The sequence below is a fragment of the Altererythrobacter litoralis genome, from assembly GCF_036324225.1.
Lineage (GTDB): Bacteria > Pseudomonadota > Alphaproteobacteria > Sphingomonadales > Sphingomonadaceae > Erythrobacter > Erythrobacter litoralis_A.
On record NZ_JAZDQV010000016.1, the window covers coordinates 1 to 17,729 of the forward strand.

At 63.1% G+C, this 17,729-nt stretch carries 15 protein-coding genes and 1 tRNA gene; 6 read left to right on the forward strand and 10 right to left on the reverse strand.

The genetic code is table 11. The features are described 5' to 3' along the window. Positions 1-455: 455 nt before the first annotated feature. From VRS74_RS12355 to VRS74_RS12370, 4 genes are all read right to left on the reverse strand, one after another. Positions 456-531: transfer RNA gene (locus VRS74_RS12355), tRNA-Lys, on the reverse strand. 27 nt (positions 532-558) lie between these two features. Further along, positions 559-1,059, reverse strand: a complete 501-nt coding sequence (gene folK / locus VRS74_RS12360; protein WP_435521406.1) for a 2-amino-4-hydroxy-6-hydroxymethyldihydropteridine diphosphokinase — start codon at positions 1,057-1,059, stop codon at positions 559-561. Beyond that, entirely contained in the window at positions 1,044-1,895 is an 852-nt protein-coding gene (gene aguB / locus VRS74_RS12365; RefSeq protein WP_354145537.1) for an N-carbamoylputrescine amidase, read from the reverse strand. The genes folK and aguB overlap by 16 nt, the downstream gene beginning before the upstream one ends. Positions 1,896-1,911: 16 nt before the next feature. Then, positions 1,912-2,805: a class I SAM-dependent methyltransferase gene (locus VRS74_RS12370; protein WP_354145538.1), complete on the reverse strand. Its 894-nt coding sequence runs from the start codon at positions 2,803-2,805 to the stop codon at positions 1,912-1,914. Positions 2,806-2,919: 114 nt separating this feature from the next. Between VRS74_RS12370 and msrA the strand changes: the two genes are divergently transcribed. Next, positions 2,920-3,456 (forward strand): peptide-methionine (S)-S-oxide reductase MsrA, encoded by a 537-nt coding sequence (msrA, locus tag VRS74_RS12375; RefSeq protein ID WP_354145564.1) that lies wholly within the window; start codon positions 2,920-2,922, stop codon positions 3,454-3,456. A gap of 5 nt (positions 3,457-3,461) precedes the next feature. Continuing rightward, a complete protein-coding gene (locus VRS74_RS12380; protein WP_354145539.1) occupies positions 3,462-4,286 on the forward strand; it encodes a hypothetical protein in 825 nt (274 codons plus the stop codon). Here VRS74_RS12380 and VRS74_RS12385 read toward each other — a convergent pair. Continuing rightward, entirely contained in the window at positions 4,276-5,523 is a 1,248-nt protein-coding gene (locus VRS74_RS12385; RefSeq protein ID WP_354145540.1) for an RsmB/NOP family class I SAM-dependent RNA methyltransferase, read from the reverse strand. The two genes, VRS74_RS12380 and VRS74_RS12385, sit on opposite strands and share 11 nt — an antisense overlap. Before the next feature lie 54 nt (positions 5,524-5,577). On the opposite strand from VRS74_RS12385, the gene VRS74_RS12390 reads away from it, so the two are divergent. Continuing rightward, entirely contained in the window at positions 5,578-5,736 is a 159-nt protein-coding gene (locus VRS74_RS12390) for a DUF1674 domain-containing protein (protein WP_354145541.1), read from the forward strand. A 117-nt stretch (positions 5,737-5,853) separates the two neighbouring features. On the opposite strand, the gene VRS74_RS12395 is transcribed toward VRS74_RS12390, so the two are convergent. From VRS74_RS12395 to VRS74_RS12410, 4 genes are all read right to left on the reverse strand, one after another. Further along, positions 5,854-7,269 carry a cytochrome P450 gene (locus tag VRS74_RS12395; RefSeq protein WP_354145542.1) on the reverse strand — a complete coding sequence of 472 codons (1,416 nt, stop codon included), beginning with the start codon at positions 7,267-7,269 and terminating at the stop codon, positions 5,854-5,856. Positions 7,270-7,332: 63 nt separating this feature from the next. Then, a complete protein-coding gene (hemH, locus tag VRS74_RS12400; protein ID WP_354145543.1) occupies positions 7,333-8,367 on the reverse strand; it encodes a ferrochelatase in 1,035 nt (344 codons plus the stop codon). After that, on the reverse strand, positions 8,364-10,637 hold the full coding sequence (locus VRS74_RS12405; protein WP_354145565.1) for a xanthine dehydrogenase family protein molybdopterin-binding subunit: 2,274 nt from the start codon (positions 10,635-10,637) through the stop codon (positions 8,364-8,366). The genes hemH and VRS74_RS12405 overlap by 4 nt, the downstream gene beginning before the upstream one ends. Before the next feature lie 2 nt (positions 10,638-10,639). Beyond that, positions 10,640-11,605, reverse strand: a complete 966-nt coding sequence (locus VRS74_RS12410) for an Mrp/NBP35 family ATP-binding protein (RefSeq protein ID WP_354145544.1) — start codon at positions 11,603-11,605, stop codon at positions 10,640-10,642. 115 nt (positions 11,606-11,720) lie between these two features. On the opposite strand from VRS74_RS12410, the gene hflK reads away from it, so the two are divergent. The 3 genes from hflK to VRS74_RS12425 all read left to right on the forward strand — a co-directional run bounded on the left by hflK (position 11,721) and on the right by VRS74_RS12425 (position 15,376). Then, complete coding sequence (gene hflK / locus VRS74_RS12415; RefSeq protein ID WP_354145545.1) at positions 11,721-12,818, forward strand: FtsH protease activity modulator HflK; 1,098 nt, start codon at positions 11,721-11,723, stop codon at positions 12,816-12,818. Between the two features lie 3 nt (positions 12,819-12,821). Further along, complete coding sequence (gene hflC, locus VRS74_RS12420) at positions 12,822-13,667, forward strand: protease modulator HflC (RefSeq protein ID WP_354145546.1); 846 nt, start codon at positions 12,822-12,824, stop codon at positions 13,665-13,667. Positions 13,668-13,855: 188 nt separating this feature from the next. After that, positions 13,856-15,376, forward strand: a complete 1,521-nt coding sequence (locus tag VRS74_RS12425) for a Do family serine endopeptidase (RefSeq protein ID WP_354145547.1) — start codon at positions 13,856-13,858, stop codon at positions 15,374-15,376. Between the two features lie 87 nt (positions 15,377-15,463). On the opposite strand, the gene VRS74_RS12430 is transcribed toward VRS74_RS12425, so the two are convergent. Continuing rightward, positions 15,464-17,668, reverse strand: a complete 2,205-nt coding sequence (locus VRS74_RS12430; protein WP_354145548.1) for a transglycosylase domain-containing protein — start codon at positions 17,666-17,668, stop codon at positions 15,464-15,466. Positions 17,669-17,729: the final 61 nt, after the last annotated feature.

Genomic DNA, 17,729 nt, shown 5'->3' on the forward strand with positions numbered 1-17,729 from the left:
AAACTTGTTCGTCGTCTTGCTCATCGTAGACCCTTCCTCTCAGGAGTTAGGGCCTCCGGCAATCCCGGGGCGGTTCAAGGACCATGCGCAATTGACATTAAAGTCCTAGAGTGAGGCTGCACTTCACTCTGCGTAGCCAACCTCCTACGTCGTGTGGACGCGTTTCTGCTCAACGCACGGCATAAGCCGTACTCCAGAAGCTAAGCCTCGCTCCTAACGAATGGAACCCAATTTAGGTGGGCTGCTAGCAGCCGTGACACGGAGTGCGCAGAGAAAATCCACTTTTTTGGAAAAATTGAATCTCGAAAAATTTGCCCTTGCCGACTTGAATGTGGGTTTGGGGCGAAAAATATCAGTGGCACCCTTCCCGCTGCCAGCGGCACTGTTTTCAGCTACCTATGTGCTACCTAGCTACGCGGGCGCTTCACTCGAATCACCATAAAACTTTGAAAAGGTGGTGAGCCCTGCTGGGCTCGAACCAGCGACCTACTGATTAAAAGTCAGTTGCTCTACCGACTGAGCTAAGGGCCCCCGCAGGGACGGACTGTGTCCGCGCGCTCACCTAAGGACAGGTCGCGGCTTGGTCAAGCGCGCATGGAGCTGGCTTATCGACAAACCCGAAACGGGGTCGTGCCACTGCGGTGCGATGGACATTGCCGGGGCCAGCACGAAGTCCCGCAGGCGGAATTCGGGGTGCGGGATCGTAAGATCGTGGCCCTCCCAAACGCCCCCGTCCCAAAGCACGATGTCGCAATCGAGCACGCGGTCGCCCCAGCGCCGCCAGCGCCGCCGCCCGAACTCGCGTTCCAGCCGCTGGAGCGCGGCCAGCATCGCCTGCGGGTCAAGCTCGCTTTCGACGAGTGCCGCCGCATTGGCAAAGCGCCTCTGCGCCGGGCCGAGCGGATCGGTTGAAATGACAGGCGAGCGGGCAAGCACGGTGCCAAGCGCCGCCAGCTCTTCCAATGCAGCCGCCAGCACACCCACTGGTGGCCCAAAGCGATGATGCCGCCGGTTGGAACCCAGCGCGACGAGATAGGTGCTGCTCAGATGTCCTCGCAGATCCGCCCGTAAAGCTGCGGGCGGCGATCGCGGAAGAAGCCCATCCCGGCGCGGTGCTTTGTCGCCTGGTCGAGATCAAGCGTTGCCACCAGCACGCCTTCTTCAGCCGAGCCGAATTCGCAGACCATGTCGCCCCATTCATTGGCGATGAAGCTGTGCCCGTAGAAGCTCTGTTCGCCTTCGGTCCCGATGCGGTTCGCGGCGATCACCGGCATGCAGTTCGATACGGCATGCCCTTGCATCGCGCGCTGCCACATGCGGCTCGTGTCGAGGCCGGAGTCGTAGGGTTCGGAGCCGATCGCAGTGGGATAGAAAAGCAGTTCCGCGCCCTTCAGCGCCATCACCCGCGCGCATTCGGGATACCACTGGTCCCAGCAGATGCCAATGCCGATGCGCGCGCCCATGACATCCCACACCTTGAACCCATCATTGCCCGGGCGGAAATAGAACTTCTCTTCATAGCCCGGCCCGTCAGGGATGTGGCTCTTGCGATAGGTACCCATCACTTCCCCATCGGGGCCGATCATCGCCAGCGTGTTGTAGTAATGGTGGCCGTCGCGTTCGAAGAAGCTGGTCGGGATCGCGACCTTGAGCTTCACCGCGAGCTTGCGCATGGCGATGACAGAGGGATGCTCGAGCGTGGGCTGGGCGAGTGCGAACAGCGCCTCGTCCTCGACCTGGCAGAAATAGGGCCCTGAGAAGAGCTCGGGCGGCAACACGATCTGGGCTCCGCGCGCGGCGGCCTGTTCGACCAGTTCACCGACCGCGGCGATGTTGGTGGCCTCGTCGTCGCTGCCGAGCGGCAGCTGGAGGGCGGCGACAGTGATTTCTCTCATGGCGCCGCCCTTAGCGCTACGGCCGCTTCTTGAACAGCAGCGTCATGCGGTCGCTTTCGCCCCGGTCGGCCAGGTCGGCGCGCTTCGTCCGCAGGCTGGGCGGCATTTCCCACACGCCTTGCGGGTAATCTGCCGTATCCTGCGGGTTGGCGTTGACCTCGCTCTTGTCGATCAGTTCGAAGCCATGGACCTGCATCAGCGCAATCACATCTGCCTCACGCAGATAGCCGCGATTGCCGCTGGTATAGCCAAAGGCTGCATCCGGCTTTGCACGGTGCTGGACCACGCCCAGCATTCCGCCATCCTTGAGCAGGCTGCGCAAGGCGCGGATCTCGCTATCGGCAATATTGTCGCGCAGGATGCCGTGGAGCGCACGGATCATAAGCACACGATCGAAAGTGCCGAGCTGGTCTTCGGGAATGTTTTCCAGCGTCATGCCCTTGAAGCGTTCGGCAGGCAGGCCCGTCCAGCCCTCGACTTCAGCCGGGAATTTCGCAGCAGAGTCGCGAATTGCCTGCTGGCGCGCCGGATCGCTGGAGGCACTGACGGGGTTTCCGTAAACGCCGACCAATTGCCCTTCGCCGCCCAAATAATGGCCCAGCAGGCGCGAATACCAGCCGCCACCGGGGGCATATTCCGCCACCTTCATGTGCGGCGCGACGTGGAAGAATGCCAGCGTCTCGGCCGGATGGCGATACTGGTCGCGCACGCGGTCTTCGTCGCGGGTAGGATGGTTGATCGCACCGGACAGCGCCTCGCCGTGATGCTTCATGAACATTTCAACAGTGTGCTGGGCGTGCTCGCCATGCTGGCCATGGCCTGCGTGTTCGCCTGCCTGGTGATGATCAGCCTGTGCCGCCGCTGCCAGAGCGAGTGCCGGCAGTGCAGCAGCGAAAATCAGCTTCTTCATTGGTTCAGTCCCTTTCCCGGATATCCATGGTTTGTGCGGTAGTTGAAACGCAAACGATGACAATGGCAAAGGCGTTCCCTATCTCGCGACACAAAGGAGATTTCGATGAACGGAATGCAGCAGGCGATCGTTGCGGGCGGGTGTTTCTGGTGCACCGAAGCGGTCTTCCGTGATGTGGTGGGCGTGAGCGATGTGGAAAGCGGCTATATCGGCGGCACAAAGCCCAACCCGACCTACAAGGAAGTGTGCAGCGGCGACACCGGCCATGCCGAAGCGATCCGCGTGACTTTTGACCCGGAAATCCTGTCCTATGCCGACCTGCTCGACGTGTTCATGGGCACACATGACACGACGCAGCTCAATCGCCAGGGCAATGACATCGGCACGCAATATCGCAGCGCAATCTTTCCGCTCGACGACGCCCAACGCGCCGAGGCTGCAGCCGCGATCGCCCGCTGGAATGCGGAACATCCCGGGCAAAGTGCCGTAACCACGATCGAAGGGCCTGCCGAATGGTATGACGCCGAAGATTACCATCAGGAGTATTGGGAAGGCGAAGGCCAGCGCAATCCCTATTGCCTGGCGGTGATCCCGCCCAAGCTGCAGAAGCTGCGCAAGAGCTTCGCCTCGAAGGTGAAATCGGATAGCTGAGGGATATGCCGGCACCAAGCAGCCAAGCCTATACATACGGCCGCAAGGTCGAGGGCGACGGCACGGTTTCGTTCCTTTGCTCTACAGATACGGACGCATGGCCCTGGCTTGAATTGCCGCCGCAACACCCGATCCCGCTCCAGACCCAGAATTACTGGACCAGCGTGGGTGCATCGTCTGCGCTGGGCACGCTTGAAGAAGGGAAATGGAGCGCACTCACCTGGACCGATTGGGAATTGGGAGATCGCGCCGCAGGAATGGCCGCCCGAGGGACGTTCGCCCGGACCGTGGTGGATGACAGGCTCGCATTCGAGACGCGCCTGTTCGATGCAAGCGACAGGCTGATCGTCACCATGCGCGGGCGCGGCGTGGTGTTCCGCAACAGGAACTTCGAGGCCTGGCGAGCCGAGGCAAAAGGCGAAGTCTCGCACGATGCGCCAGCCGGTTTCGAATATGCGCCGCGCGAACTTCTCGGCCTGTCAGAGCGCGAGCTGCCGCTAGTGTCTTCGCTGAACGGCGATTGCGCCATGGCGCTCGTGACCAAGGCGAAAGGACTGATGCCCGGCCATCCCTATTTCAGTGGCTCGGGCGACCATGTGAATGCGCCGCACCTTGCCGAAATAGCCCGTCAGGTCGTGAGCCTGCTGTGCGATGGGGCGCCATTCCTTGTCACCGGCGGCGAGATGGTCATGCGCCGTTACATCGAGCTCGACTGCGCGTTCGACATCGCCATTACCGGGCAAGATGCGGCAACGGCCACCATGCAAGTCAGCCAGATGGACAAGCCATGCGCGCAATTGACCTTGCGTTGGGAGCCGCTCAGCGCTTGATCCAGCGCGCGACGAAAAACCCGTCGAGCCCGCCGTGCTCGGCCAGCATGCCCGGATGGGTGCGCAGCCAGCCTTCGGGCGAAGGAACAATACCTGCAGGCAATTCGTCCGCCGCGATCAGGAGCGGTTCCAGCGCGACCCGCGCGGCCTGATCTTCACCTTCCTCGCGCTCGAGCGAGCACACCGCATAGACCAGCACGCCGCTGGGCTTGAGCCAGCCAGCCGCCCGCTCGAGCAACGCCGCCTGCAGTTCGGTCATCTCCTCGATCTGGCGCTCTCCAATGCGGTGCAGCACGTCGGGGTGGCGGCGACAAGTGCCCGTGGCGGTGCACGGCGCATCGAGCAAAATGGCATCGAACTGGTGCTTCGGTTCCCATGCCAGTGCATCGGCGCGGATCGGCGACGCCTTTAGCCCGGTCCGCTTGAGATTGTCCTTGAGCAGGTCGAGCCGCCGCTTGCTGAGATCGAGCGCAGTGACTTTCCAGCCCGAGGCCGCCAGTTGCATTGTCTTTCCGCCCGGAGCGGCGCAGAGGTCCAGCGCATGCCTGCTCTTGCCTTCACCCAGCAGCCGCGCGGGAAGCGAAGCGGCAAGGTCTTGAACCCACCAAACGCCTTCGCGAAAGCCCTCGATCTTCTCCACCGTCGCGCCGCGGGAAAGACGCACATGACCGGGCAAATAGCTCTCGCCTCCCAGCTTGACCGCCCATTGCGCTGTGTGTTCCGGATCGTGCTGGAAATCGCGCAGCACAAGATCGAGCGGCGGCGGATCAGCAAGGCCCGGCGCGATTTCGGATGCCATTTCGCCCCAACGCAATGCCACAGCCTCTGGCAACGTTGGCACTTCGGGCAACGCGACCGCCTGCTTGGACAGGGTCGAGAACACGCCATGCGCCAGCCGCCGCGGGCCACCGGAAAGCAGCGGCAGGCCGGTCGCCACCACCGCGTGCGGAGGTGTATCGAACCGCAACCATTGCACCAGCATCAGCCGCAGCACGGCGCGCGCCTTGGCGTTATCGGGCAGTCGCTGCCTGGTAACGCTGTCGATCAGCGCATCGAGATCGGTCAGCCAGCGCAGCACTTCATTGGCGATGGCGCGCGCCAAGGCCTTGTCCGGCGCGCTGCGCACCTGCTTCAGCGCCGGGCCTTCCGCCTGTTCGAGCGTCTCGCCACGGCGCAATACCGCATCTAGCATTTGCAGGGCGGCGCGGCGCGCATGGATTCCGGGAGGCTGTGCCATGCGCGGCGGTTAGTCGGTATTGAATCCAAGCGCCAGTGCGCGCATGTTTGCATCATGGCCAAACAGAAATCCGAAGCGGCGAAGAAATTCGCAAAGCCGGCGCATTGGACAAACGATCCGCCGCCCGCGCCCAAGCCGGGCAAGGTTGATGAGAAGCTCTCCCCCACCCGCTATGGCGATTGGGAGAAAGACGGGATTGCAATTGACTTCTAGCCTAAAGCGCCGGCGGCTGCGTCCGCAGCCTTGGCTATCCTCGCTCACGCGACCTGAAGGTCGCATCGCTGCGGGCGGGCGGTCGCCCTCGCGGATCCTTCGGATCCGATTGGCGCGCTAGAGACTCTTGAAAACTACCTTCAGCCCGTCCTTGGGCTTGGGGATCGGCCATGCCTGCCACGCGGGATCGTATCCCTCAACAATCTCGATCGAATAGCGCGGCAGCAACTGCGCCATCAGGATCTTCACCTGCATATAGGCGAAGTGCAGCCCCAGGCACATATGCGCCCCGCCACCGAACGGCACCCATGCATATTTGTGCCGCGCCTTCACCTTGTCGGGCGTGAAGCGCATCGGATCGAACTTCTCAGGCTCGGGCCAATATTCCTCTAAATGGTGGACCAGGTGGATATTGATCCCCACGGGCGTGCCGACCGGAATGCGATAGCCGCCATATTCAAAGCTCTTGAGCGCGCGGCGCGGCATCGAAGGCACCGGAGGGATCATCCGCAGCGCTTCCTTGAAGGCCATTTCGGTCAACTCGAGCCTGCCGAGGTCGCTATAGTCGAGCGGCCTTGGATTGCCTTGCGCGTCGGCCCCGCCGGTTACCGCGATAATTTCCTGCCGCAGCCTGTCTTGCCATTCGGGGTTCTTCGCCAGCAGGTAAATCAGCGAGGTAGCGCTGGAAGTGATCGTGTCATGCGCCGCCATCATCAGGAAGATCATGTGGTCGACGACCTGGTCGACCGGCATCAGCGAACCGTCCTCCATCGTCGCGGTGGCAAACTGGCTGAACATATCCTGCCCGCCGCCCTCGGCGCGGCGACGATGCGTTTCCCGATTGAAGAAATCGACCAGGAAAGCCCGCCCGTCGACACCGCGCTTCATCGGGGTGAAGGGCAAAGGCTTGCGGATCGGAGTGATCGAGGCCTGCACCATGTCGACGAAGGCCTGGTTGATCCGGTCTGCTTCCGGCCCCCACGGGATGCCGATGAAGCTGTCCGCCGCGAGGTCGAGCGTGAGCTGCTTGATCGCCGGGTAGAACAGCATGGGGCTGCCGCCCCACTTCGCCACTTCGCGGGCAATGCCGCTGTTGAGCGCGCCCGAATAGTGACGCATCGGCTCCGGCTTGAACGCAATCGAGAGCGCGCGCCGGTCTGCGCGATGGTGCTCGAAATCGATCAGCATCAGCCCGCGCGGGAACAATTGATCGAGGATCGGTCCCCAGCCTTGTTCCGACGAGAATATCTTCTCCCGGTCGAACAGCACGAGTTCGTTGGCGTCGGCCCCGACGAGCATCACGGACCACCCGCCCATAGCACGGCTCTTGTAGACCGGGCCGTAAGTCTCGACCATGTGGCGGGCGAAGCCATGCGGATCGGCCAGCATGCGAAAAGTGTTGCCCATAATCGGCCAGCCGGCGTCGCCGGGAATATGGTCGAGCGCGCCATCGAGCAGTCGCTGCGACCAATGCGTCGGGCGGAATTCGGCGGGAGTTTCGGCAACTGGAGCAGTTTGAGCGATGCTGGCCATCGATATGCAATCCTGAATTGCGAGCGATCTGGTTACTTACTTAAGTGTAAGTAATTCCCTGGGCTAAATCCAGCCTGCAAGTTCGCGCCGGACGATTGCCTCGAGCATGTGCATCCCCGCGTCGGAAGTGTTGAGACAGGACAGCACTGCATAGTGCTCGCCGCCTGCTCCCAGGAATTCCTTGCGCCCCTCGATCGCCAGTTCTTCCAGCGTCTCGACGCAATCGGCCGCGAAGCCGGGTGCTGCGACTGCCAGCCGCCTGGTGCCCTTGCCGGCCTCCGCCAGCAGAGTGTGATCGGTCGCCGGTTCGAGCCATTGCGCACGGCCGAAGCGCGACTGGAAAGTCGTCTCGATCCGCAGCTTGGCATATTCGTCGCGCGCAGCCAGTCGCTCGCCCAGCAGCCGCGCCGTCTTGCGGCAATGGCAATGATAGGGATCGCCCAGATGGAGCGTGCGCAGCGGCATGCCGTGGAAGCTCAGCAGCAGCACTTCCGGCTCGAAATCGAGCGTCGAAAGCTGGCGCGTAATGTCGGCTTCCAGCGCATCGATATAGGCCGGATCGTCGTGATAGGCGGGCAAGGTGCGCAGTGCCGGTTGCCACCGCATCGCGCCCAGCGTCTCGGCTGCCTTGTCGACGACCGTAGCGGTCGTCGCGGCGCAATATTGCGGATAGAGCGGAGCGAGCAGGATACGGTCGCAGCCCTCCGCGTGCAGCGCCTCGATCTGGCTCGGGATCGAAGGCTGGCCATAACGCATGGCATGGCGCACGATCACCGCATCGCCCAGCCGCTGCTGCAATCCGCTCGCCTGATCGCGGGTGATCACCAGCAACGGTGAGCCGCCCTCTGTCCAGACCTTGGAATAGGCCTGCGCGCTTTTCTTTGGCCGCGTGTTGAGGATGATACCGCGCAGGATCACTTGCCAGACGATCGCTGGAATCTCGATTACGCGCGGGTCGGAAAGGAATTCCTTGAGATAGCGCTTAACCGAAGCAGGATCGGGCGCGTCGGGGGTGCCGAGATTGACGACGAGCACGCCGATCCGACCGCTCTTTACGGTCGCGTGATCGGACGGGATCGATTGCATTTGCCAGGTCATAGACCGCCCGAAAGTAGGGGCAGTCGGCGCAACCGCAAGCCAGTGGCAGAATAAAGCGCATTGGCGATGGCCGGCGCAGCTATCACCGCCCCCAATTCGCCCGGATCGGCGGGCGGAGCTTCGCTGGCGATGAATTCGACTTCGATCTCCGGGCAATCGGCAAGGTGCGGCAGGTTGAGCGCGGCGAGTTGCTGCGATGTCGGCAGCCCGCCAGCGTAACGCGTTCCCGCTCCCATCGCCATGGCGAGGCCGAAAACCAACCCGCCTTCGATTTGCTGGCGCGCGATGTCGAGATTGACGATGCGCCCGATATCGACCGCCGCAACGAGCCGCGTGACGAGCACCCCACCCTCGCCCGCTCGCGCGGTCGCGACGCAAGCGATCCTGCCGCCGCTTTCGGCGTCGCCGATGCGATGGCAGGCGATCCCCTTCCCGCTCCGCTCCACGCCGCCGTCCCACTCTGCCATCTGCGCCGCGCGCTGCAAGCAAGCGGCCAGCCGCGTATCGCTTCCGAGCATGGCCATGCGGAAGGACAGCGGCTCGCGCTTGTTGCGACTGGCGATCTCGTCAATGAAGCTTTCGACCGCAAAGGCAGTGTAGCCGTGCGCATTGCCCCGCATGCGCGATACCGGCAGCCCGATCTCGACCGGAATATGATCGACCGCAACATTGGGGATGGCATAGGGCGGGACCGCACCTTCGCAAGCGAGCGAATCCGCCGCGCCTTCGGTGTCGCTGATCGCCGCCCAGCTCGCCTTGTTCTCGAACAGGCGCTGGCCGAATTCGAGATTGGCCGGAGGCATGGCGATGCGGGTACGCAGCGCATCGATCCGGGCTTCGCCATCCTGGCTCAATTTCGCGCGAAGGACGATCGCCACCGGCGAGCGGGGGCGGGCGGCGAGCAACTCTTGCCAGCGCGACCAGACCAGTTGCACCGGGCGTCCGATTTGCCGCGCGATCAGCGCCACTTCGATCGCATGGTCATGCTCATATCTGCGGTCGAAACTGCCGCCCGCGGGCATGGGATAGAGCACCACGTCCTCAACCCCGATGTCGAGTGCGCGGGCAGCCGCAATGCGCGCCTGCTCGGGCGCCTGCGAGGCGATCCACAGTTCAAGCTTGCCGTCGGTTAAGCGGGCAGTGGCAGTCGAAGTCTCAAGGGTGCCATGAACCCCAGGCTCGATATCGTAGCGCAGCGCGAGATCGGGTTTGTCCATTCCCGCGTCAGGCTCTCCGCGGCTGGCGATCCTTTCGGGCTTCCCGGTCGCAAGCGCGTCATCGAAGCGTTGCTCGATCTCGCTGCTGTTCACGAGATAGTCTACGCTGAAGCGCGGATGCATGGTGTCGAGCGCCTGCTCTGCCGCCCACCAGCTGGTGGCTGCCACTGCAAGCCAGCGCTTGCCTTTCACCGCACCCACGATCCCGCGGACATTACGCGCGTTGAACGGATTGAATTCGACCAGTTCGGCCTTGTCGACCGGGCCATGGCGGATCGCAGCATAGACCATGCCCGGCAACCGCACGTCGCCCGCGAATTGGAACGTGCCATCGACTTTCGAGGGCAAGTCGAGCCGGGGAAATGCAATTGTCGCACCCACCTCGCCCGAAGGCGACTCTTCGCTGTAGGGAGCCGAACGGAGCGGCGGTGGATCGGGTGGGTCATATTCCACCGCTTCAACGGCAAGCTCGCCAAAGCTCAACCGCTGCTCGCCATAGCTGATGAAGCCATCGGCCGCTTCACATTGCTCCCACGATACGCCCCAGCGATCCGCCGCCGCCTGCGCCAGCATTGCGCGTGCGGATGCCGCGGCCTCGCGGCAAGGCTGCTCGAACGCGGCAAGCGAAGTACCGTCACCGGTGGCGCAAAGGCGATTGTTCTGGGCAAAACGCTGAGCAAGGAAGGCATCGGGTTCGCTGGCGAGGTCGGCTGCGAAGGGCATCCACATCGGCGCCCAGCGTGCCGCCAGCGGGACATTGGCATACTGGCCGCTTATCGGCGCCGGTTCGACGCCGATCTGGCGCCAGTCGGCACCCAGTTCCGCCGCGATGATTTGCGGCAGCAGCGTGGTCACGCCCTGTCCCATTTCGAGCTGCGGCACAGCCACAGTGATGACGCCGTCCGCCGCAATCTTGAGCCAGGCATCGAACACCTGTTCGCCTTCGCGCGCTTCAAGCGGATTGGGAAACTGGCGCGGATAGAATGTCCATGCCACCAGCAACCCACCGCCGATCGCGGCTCCGGTCAGCAATCCGCGGCGAGTGACATGCATGATCAGGCCTGCTCCCGCTCCAGCCAATCGGCCACTTTGCGTGCAACCGCTGCAAACGCTTCACCCTCTGCGGTGTCCCCGGCTGCAGGCGGATTGCCGCTATCGCCCGCCTCGCGGATCGGCAGCGCCAGCGGGATTCGGCCAAGGAAGGGAATATCGACCTTCTCAGCCATAGCTTCGAACCCGCCCTTGCCGAATGGATCGGACACTTCGCCGCAATGCGGGCACTGGTATCCCGCCATGTTCTCGACCAGGCCGATCACCGGAACCTTGCCGGTATCAAACAACTGGCCGGCACGGGCCGCATCGATCAGGGCAAGGTCTTGCGGGGTCGAGACCAGTATCGCCCCGTCGGGCTTGTGCTTCTGCAGCATTGAAAGCTGGACGTCGCCGGTGCCCGGCGGAAGGTCGACCAGCAGCACTTCGACATCGCCCCATTGCGCGTCAATCAGTTGCGACAGTGCGTTGCCCGCCATCGGCCCACGCCAGGCAAGCGCCTGCGCCGGCTTGACCAGGAAGCCCATCGAAAGCGTCGGCACGCCATGCTCGCCCGTCACCGGAACCAGTTTGTCATCGGCGGCTTCAGGCTTCATCCCTTCAAGCTTGAGCAGCTTGGGTTGCGACGGGCCGTAGATATCGGCATCGACCACGCCGACCTTGATCCCCATCCGGTGCAGCGCGACTGCCAAATTGGTGGTGAGCGTGGACTTTCCGACCCCGCCCTTGCCCGATCCAACCGCAATTATCCGTCGGCGCACGCGGTCAGCCATCATCGCCACGCGCACATCGCTCACGCCGTCAAGCGAACCAAGCGCACCGACAATTTCTCGCTCGACCGCCTCACGCTCGCCTGCTGAGAGGCCTGTGGCATCGACCACCACCACGGCACGATCCCCCACCATATTGGCGGAACCAACTCGCGCGGAGATCGCTTCGGGGAGATGTGCCAGCAAATCCTGTTTTTCCATGGCCGCAGCCCCTAGCATCAATTTCGCGCGCGCAACCCCTGTTTTTCGCGGGAAGCGCACCTATAAGAGTGACATGGATATGTTCGACAGTTTCAGAAGATCGATCGGCCTTCCAATGGCCGGCAAGAAAAACCCTTGGGGAGGCGGCAGCGGCGGGGAAAATCCCCCGGGAGACGACCAGTCACCGGCAAACGAAGGCGACGGAAGCTCCGGCCCGCGCAATCCCTGGCTACCCGGCGGCGAAGACGACAAGCGCCGCTCGGCCAGCATCGAGGATATTTTCAAGCATCGTGGCCCCGAGGGTCCGCGGCGTCGTGGCGGTGGCCCGCGCGGCCCAAGCCTGAGCCTGCCCGAACGGCCCGGCGGAAAAAGCTGGCTGCCGTTGCTCGCGGGCGGCGTGGTCGCCGTATGGCTGTTCACCACCGGTGTGCACTTCGTCCAGCCGCGCGAACAGGGCATCGTGACCTGGCTCGGCGGGAAATATTCGAGCACACTCAACCCTGGCACCAATTTCTCGCTGCCCTGGCCGATCCAGCAGGTCGAGGTCGAGAACGTCAGCGAAATCCGTTCGGAGAAGATCCCCGATGACAATCAGGAAAAGCTGATCCTGACCGGCGACCAGAACCTGGTCGATCTTTCCTACCTCATCCGCTGGAACATCAAGGATCTGAAGCAATTCAAGTTCAACCTGCAAGAACCTGAAGAAACCGTGCGCGAAGCCGCCGAAGCGGCAATGCGCGCCTCGGTGGCCGAGCAGGAGCTCGATACGGTGCTTTCAGGCGAAGGCCGCGCCGATATCGAACAGAGCGTTCGCAACCGCATGCAGGCAATCCTCGACGCCTATCGCGCCGGTATCGCAGTGCAGGGTATCGAAATCGACAAGACCGACCCGCCGCAGCAGGTGATCGAAGCATTCAACGATGTGCTCGCAGCACAGCAGGATGCCGAGCGCGACATCAACCAGGCGCGCCGCTACGCCCAGCAATTGCTGGCGCGCGCCGAAGGTGACGCGGCCGCGTTCAACCAGATCTATGCCGAATATCGCCTCGCGCCCGAAGTTACCCGGCGCCGACTCTATTACGAGACCATGGAAAGCGTGTTGTCTAAGACCGACAAGACCATCATCGAAGCGGACGGGGTAACCCCCTATCTCCCGCTCCCCGAAGTGCAGCGGCGCGCGCGCGAAGCACAGCAGCGGGCAGGAGGGCAGTAAGCCATGGAAAGCATCTGGCAACACTACAAGGCCGCGGTAATCGCAATCATTGCGCTGGCAGCGGCTGCATTCTCAAGCCTGTTCATCGTCTCCGAGAGCGAGCAGGCGGTCATCATCCGCACGGGCGAGCCCTATAAGGTCGTCAACATCTTCCGGCCCAATGTGCAATTCGGGGATACCAAGGCCGGACTCTATTGGCGCATTCCCTTCGTCGACCGTGTGCAGATAGTCGAGCGGCGCATCCTCGACCTCGACATGGAGCGCCAGGAAGTGCTGACCAACGACCAGCAGCGCCTGCAGGTCGACGCCTATGCCCGATACCGCATTATCGATCCCGTGCAGATGATCGAAAACGCCGGGGCGGAGGAAAACGTGCGCGTTCAGCTTGCACCGATCTTCACCTCGGTGCTGCGCCAGGAGCTGGGTCGGCGCAGCTTCGCATCGCTGCTCACTGCCGAGCGCGGCAATGCAATGACGAACATCCGGCTCAAGCTTGACGAGCAGGCGCGGCAATATGGCGCACAGGTGATCGACGTGCAGATCAAACGTGCCGACTTGCCTGAAGGCACGCCGCTGCAGGCGGCCTTCACCCGCATGCAGTCCGACCGGTCGCAGGAAGCCGAAACGATCCGCGCGCAGGGTCGCAAGAACGCTCAAATTGTGCGCGCCGAGGCAGAAGCCAATGCCGCATCAACCTACGCGGCCGCCTATGGCAAGGATCCGGAGTTCTACGATTTCTACCGTGCGATGGAGAGCTATCGCCGCACTTTCGAGCAGGGAACGGCCGACAGTTCGATGATCCTATCGGAAGACAGCGAGTATTTCCGTCAGTTCCGCGGCCGCCGCTGACGGCGGCTGGCGGAATACGCGGACACGGAGGAACCGACGAACGGCTGACCAAACTCTGCAGGTGACGGGCGCCGTTCAAACACGGTTAAGTGCACCTAACCCCATAAGGTGCAGCTTGCTTGCAAGTACCAGGCCCGGCCTGCCGAAGCCTGAAACGAATTTGACCTTAACGAGAGGACGATAAGCCTGTGCGTTACGTATACGGACTGACCAGTGCCCTTCTGCTTGGCGGTGCCACCCTGTCGCTCGCCACCGGCTTTCCCGCTGGTGCGCAAGTGGCGCAGAATGACGACGCGGCGATCGAACGGATCGTGCCGCGCCTTGGTGCGCCAAGCAGCTTTGCTGACTTGACCGAGCAATTGCAGCCTGCCGTCGTCAATATCTCGACCCGCCAGCGGATCGAGGTCAACACCAACCCCTTCGCCGGAACGCCCTTTGCCGACCTGTTCGGCCAGCGCGGCAACGGCCAGCAGAACAGGCCACAGTTCCGCGAAGGCCAGTCGCTCGGTTCGGGCTTCATCATTTCCGCTGACGGCTATGTGGTGACCAACAACCATGTGATCGCGCCTGACAATCGCGCGACGCTGGAAGAAATCACCGTTACCATGCCCGACGGGACCGAATACGAAGCCGAACTGGTCGGCGCCGATGCCGCTTCCGACCTTGCGGTGCTCAAGATCAAGAGCAGCCGCACTTTCCCCTTCGTGACCTTCGGCGATTCGAGCGAAGCGCGGGTCGGTGACTGGGTCATTGCGATCGGCAACCCCTTCGGGCTTGGCGGCACCGTGACCAGCGGGATCGTTTCCTCGGTGCTGCGCAACACCGGCGGCGGAGCCTATGACCGCTACATCCAGACCGATGCCAGCATAAATCGCGGCAATTCGGGCGGCCCGCTGTTCGACATGAAGGGCAATGTGATCGGCATCAACAATGCGATCATCTCGCCCAATGGCGGCAGCGTGGGGATCGGCTTCGCCATCCCTTCAGAGATCGCTGCTCCGATCGTCCAGCAGCTCAGGTCTGGCACCGAAATCGAGCGCGGCTTCCTCGGCGTCAGCATCGTGCCGGTGAGCGAAGACCTGGCAGATTCGCTCGGCTTGCCGCGCAACCGCGGCGAATTCGTGCAAACGGTACAGGCAGATGGTGCCGCCGAACGCGCGGGGATCAAGCCGGGTGACGTAGTTACTGCAATCAACGGGAAGCCAGTAACCAATGACCAGACGCTCTCGTTCCTGGTCGCCAACATCAAGCCCGGCACACGCATCCCGATCGACCTGATCCGCGACGGCAAGGAAGTGCGCGTGATGGCCACGGTCGGCAAGCGCCCGAGCGAGGAAGAGCTGCGCCGCCAGCAAGCCTTCGATCCCGACGCAGAGCAGCCCGACACGCCGGCGGATTCGAGCACTGTGATCGAAGAGAAGCTCGGACTCCAACTGCTCACGCTTACGCCGCAGATCAGCCGCCAGCTTGGCGCGGCCGAGAACACTGTTGGCCTGGTGATCGGCGGGGTCGATCCCAATGCCGATGCGGCACGAAAGGGCCTTCAGCGTGGCGATATCGTGCTGACTGCGAACTACCGCCAGGTTGCGACTATCGCCGAATTCGAAGCGGTGGTGGCTGACGCCGAGAAATCCGGCCGCGAAGCGGTGTTGCTGCAGATCCAGCGTCGCGGCGGCCCTCCGGGCTATGTGGCGGTGCGGTTCCGCTAATCGCTCGTCGCCAACTGATTGGAACAAGGCAGGGCGCCGAAGCTTATCGCTTCGGCGCCCTGCCTTGTTCCCTCGATTGGGAGGTGCTTATTGGGGGTTTGATGAACGCTCGCGCGCCGTATCCGAGGGACGAATCGTGCGCGGCATCGGCGGCGCATCCGAGGGCACCCGCTGGCCGGTGGCGCGCTCTAGGAAGTCGTCGCTCGCTGCTTGCCCCGCCTCACCTTGGGGCACCGGAATCTGCGGACGCGGCCCTTGCTCGCCTTCCACGCCAAAGGGCTGGCCTCCTTCGCGACGGCCCGGTTCGATCAGGTTCCCCTGTTCGTCGATGAAGTAGTAATCCTCGGGGTTGCCGTAGAGATATTCGTCATCGGGCTCGAGCATCCAGCCGGGCAGCTTCACCTCGGTTTCGAATTCCTCGACCGGTCGGTCCTTCACGGCGACCCGCATGTAATCGGCAAAGGCGCGTGCCGGAGCACGGCCGCCTTGCAGCCCCGGCACCGCCTTGGCGTCGTCACGCCCCATCCAGACGCCGGTGGTGACGCCCGAGGAGAAGCCGACGAACCAGCCGTCCTTGTTCGAGCTGGTGGTGCCGGTCTTGCCTGCAACCGGGCGGCCGATCTGCGCCGCCTGCCCGGTGCCGGTGTTGACCGCAGTCTGCAGCAGGTCGGTGATGCCCGCAGCAACATAACTCGGCACCAGCTGGCTGGAGCGGGCGCGCTCGTGGCGGTAGATCTCGCGCCCACTCGCGGTGGTCACGCGCATGATGCCGTAAGGCTCGACCGAAGTGCCCTTGGCCGAAACGGCGGCGAAAGCGCGAGTCATGTCGATCAGCCGCACCTCGCTCGAGCCCAGCACCATCGACGGGAAGGTCGAGATCGGCGAAGTGATGCCGAACCGGCGCGCCATCGAGGCGACCGAGCCGAAACCGACATCCTGCCCCAATTGCGCCGCAACAGTGTTGATAGAATAGGCGAAGGCGGTGCGCACATCGATTTCGCCCACGAACTTTCCGTTCGAATTGCGCGGGCTCCAGCCGTCGATCTCGGTCGGCGTGTCGACCACCCTATCGTCCGGCGTGTATCCCGCCTCGAGCGCGGCGAGATAGACGAAGAGCTTCCACGCCGAACCCGGCTGGCGCTGTGCGTTGGTGGCGCGGTTGTAGTTCGTTTCGACGTAATCGGTGCCGCCTACCATCGCCAGGATCGCCCCGTCGCGGTCGAGGCTGACCAATGCGCCTTGCGAGCCCGGCGGGGTGTTGGCCCTCACCGCCGAAGTCGCCGCACGCTGCATGTCGACGTCGAGCGTCGTCCACACTTCGATCGGCTCGAACGTCTCGGGCAGCAGCAGGTCGAGCTGCGGCAATACGTAATCGGTGAAATAGCGTGCCGAGTTCTGCCCGATCCGCGGCTTGAGATTGACCGCGTCGATATCGACCGAGGATGCCTGGGCGCTGATATAGCCCTGCTCGCGCATCAGCCGCAGCACCACTTGCGCGCGGCCAACCGCCGCATCGACATCGGCAGTGGGCGAATAGCGCGAGGGGGCCTTGACCAGCCCGGCGATGATCGCGGCCTCGGGGGTCGAAAGATCGGTCGCGGAATGGCTGAAGAAATTGCGGCTGGCGCTGTCGATGCCATAGGCTCCGCCGCCGAAATAGACCTTGTTGAGATAAAGCTCGAGCACCTGTTCCTTCGAAAACTTCCATTCGAGCGCGAAGGCCAGCACCGCTTCGCGCAGCTTGCGGTCCAGCGAGCGGTTGTTGTTGAGGAACAGATTGCGCGCGAGCTGCTGGGTGATGGTGGATGTGCCGCCGATGCGCTTGTCGCCGACGAAGGATTCGAGGATCGCGCCGGTCAGGCGGATCGGGTCCACGCCCAGATGCGAGAAATAGCGGCGATCCTCTACCGCCACCATCGCATCCTTCATCACTTGCGGTATTTCATCATAGTCGAGCCATTCGCCATAGCTCGGGCCCAGTTCGACGATCTCGGTCCCGTCTCGCGCGCGAACCACGATTGTTTGCGCGGTCTGTGTGGCCTTGAGCTGGTTATAGCTCGGGAGCGACTGGACCGCGGACGCAATCGCAACACCCAGCACAATTAGGCCGAGCAATGCCAAGGCACCGCCCCAAATAGCGATACGCTTGGTCAGGCGCGAAAAACGCGAGCCTCCGCCGCTTCCACCGCTCTTGCGCTTACGCGACGGCGGGGTCGACTGGGCGCGCTCAGCCGCAGCTCGGCGGCTGCCGCGCTTATCCTTGTTCACCAGGCCATTTCCACGCTTCGACATCGAAAATTACGCACCGACCCTGTATGGCAGAATGGTTCGCCCGCTTGCATAGGCGAGTTGT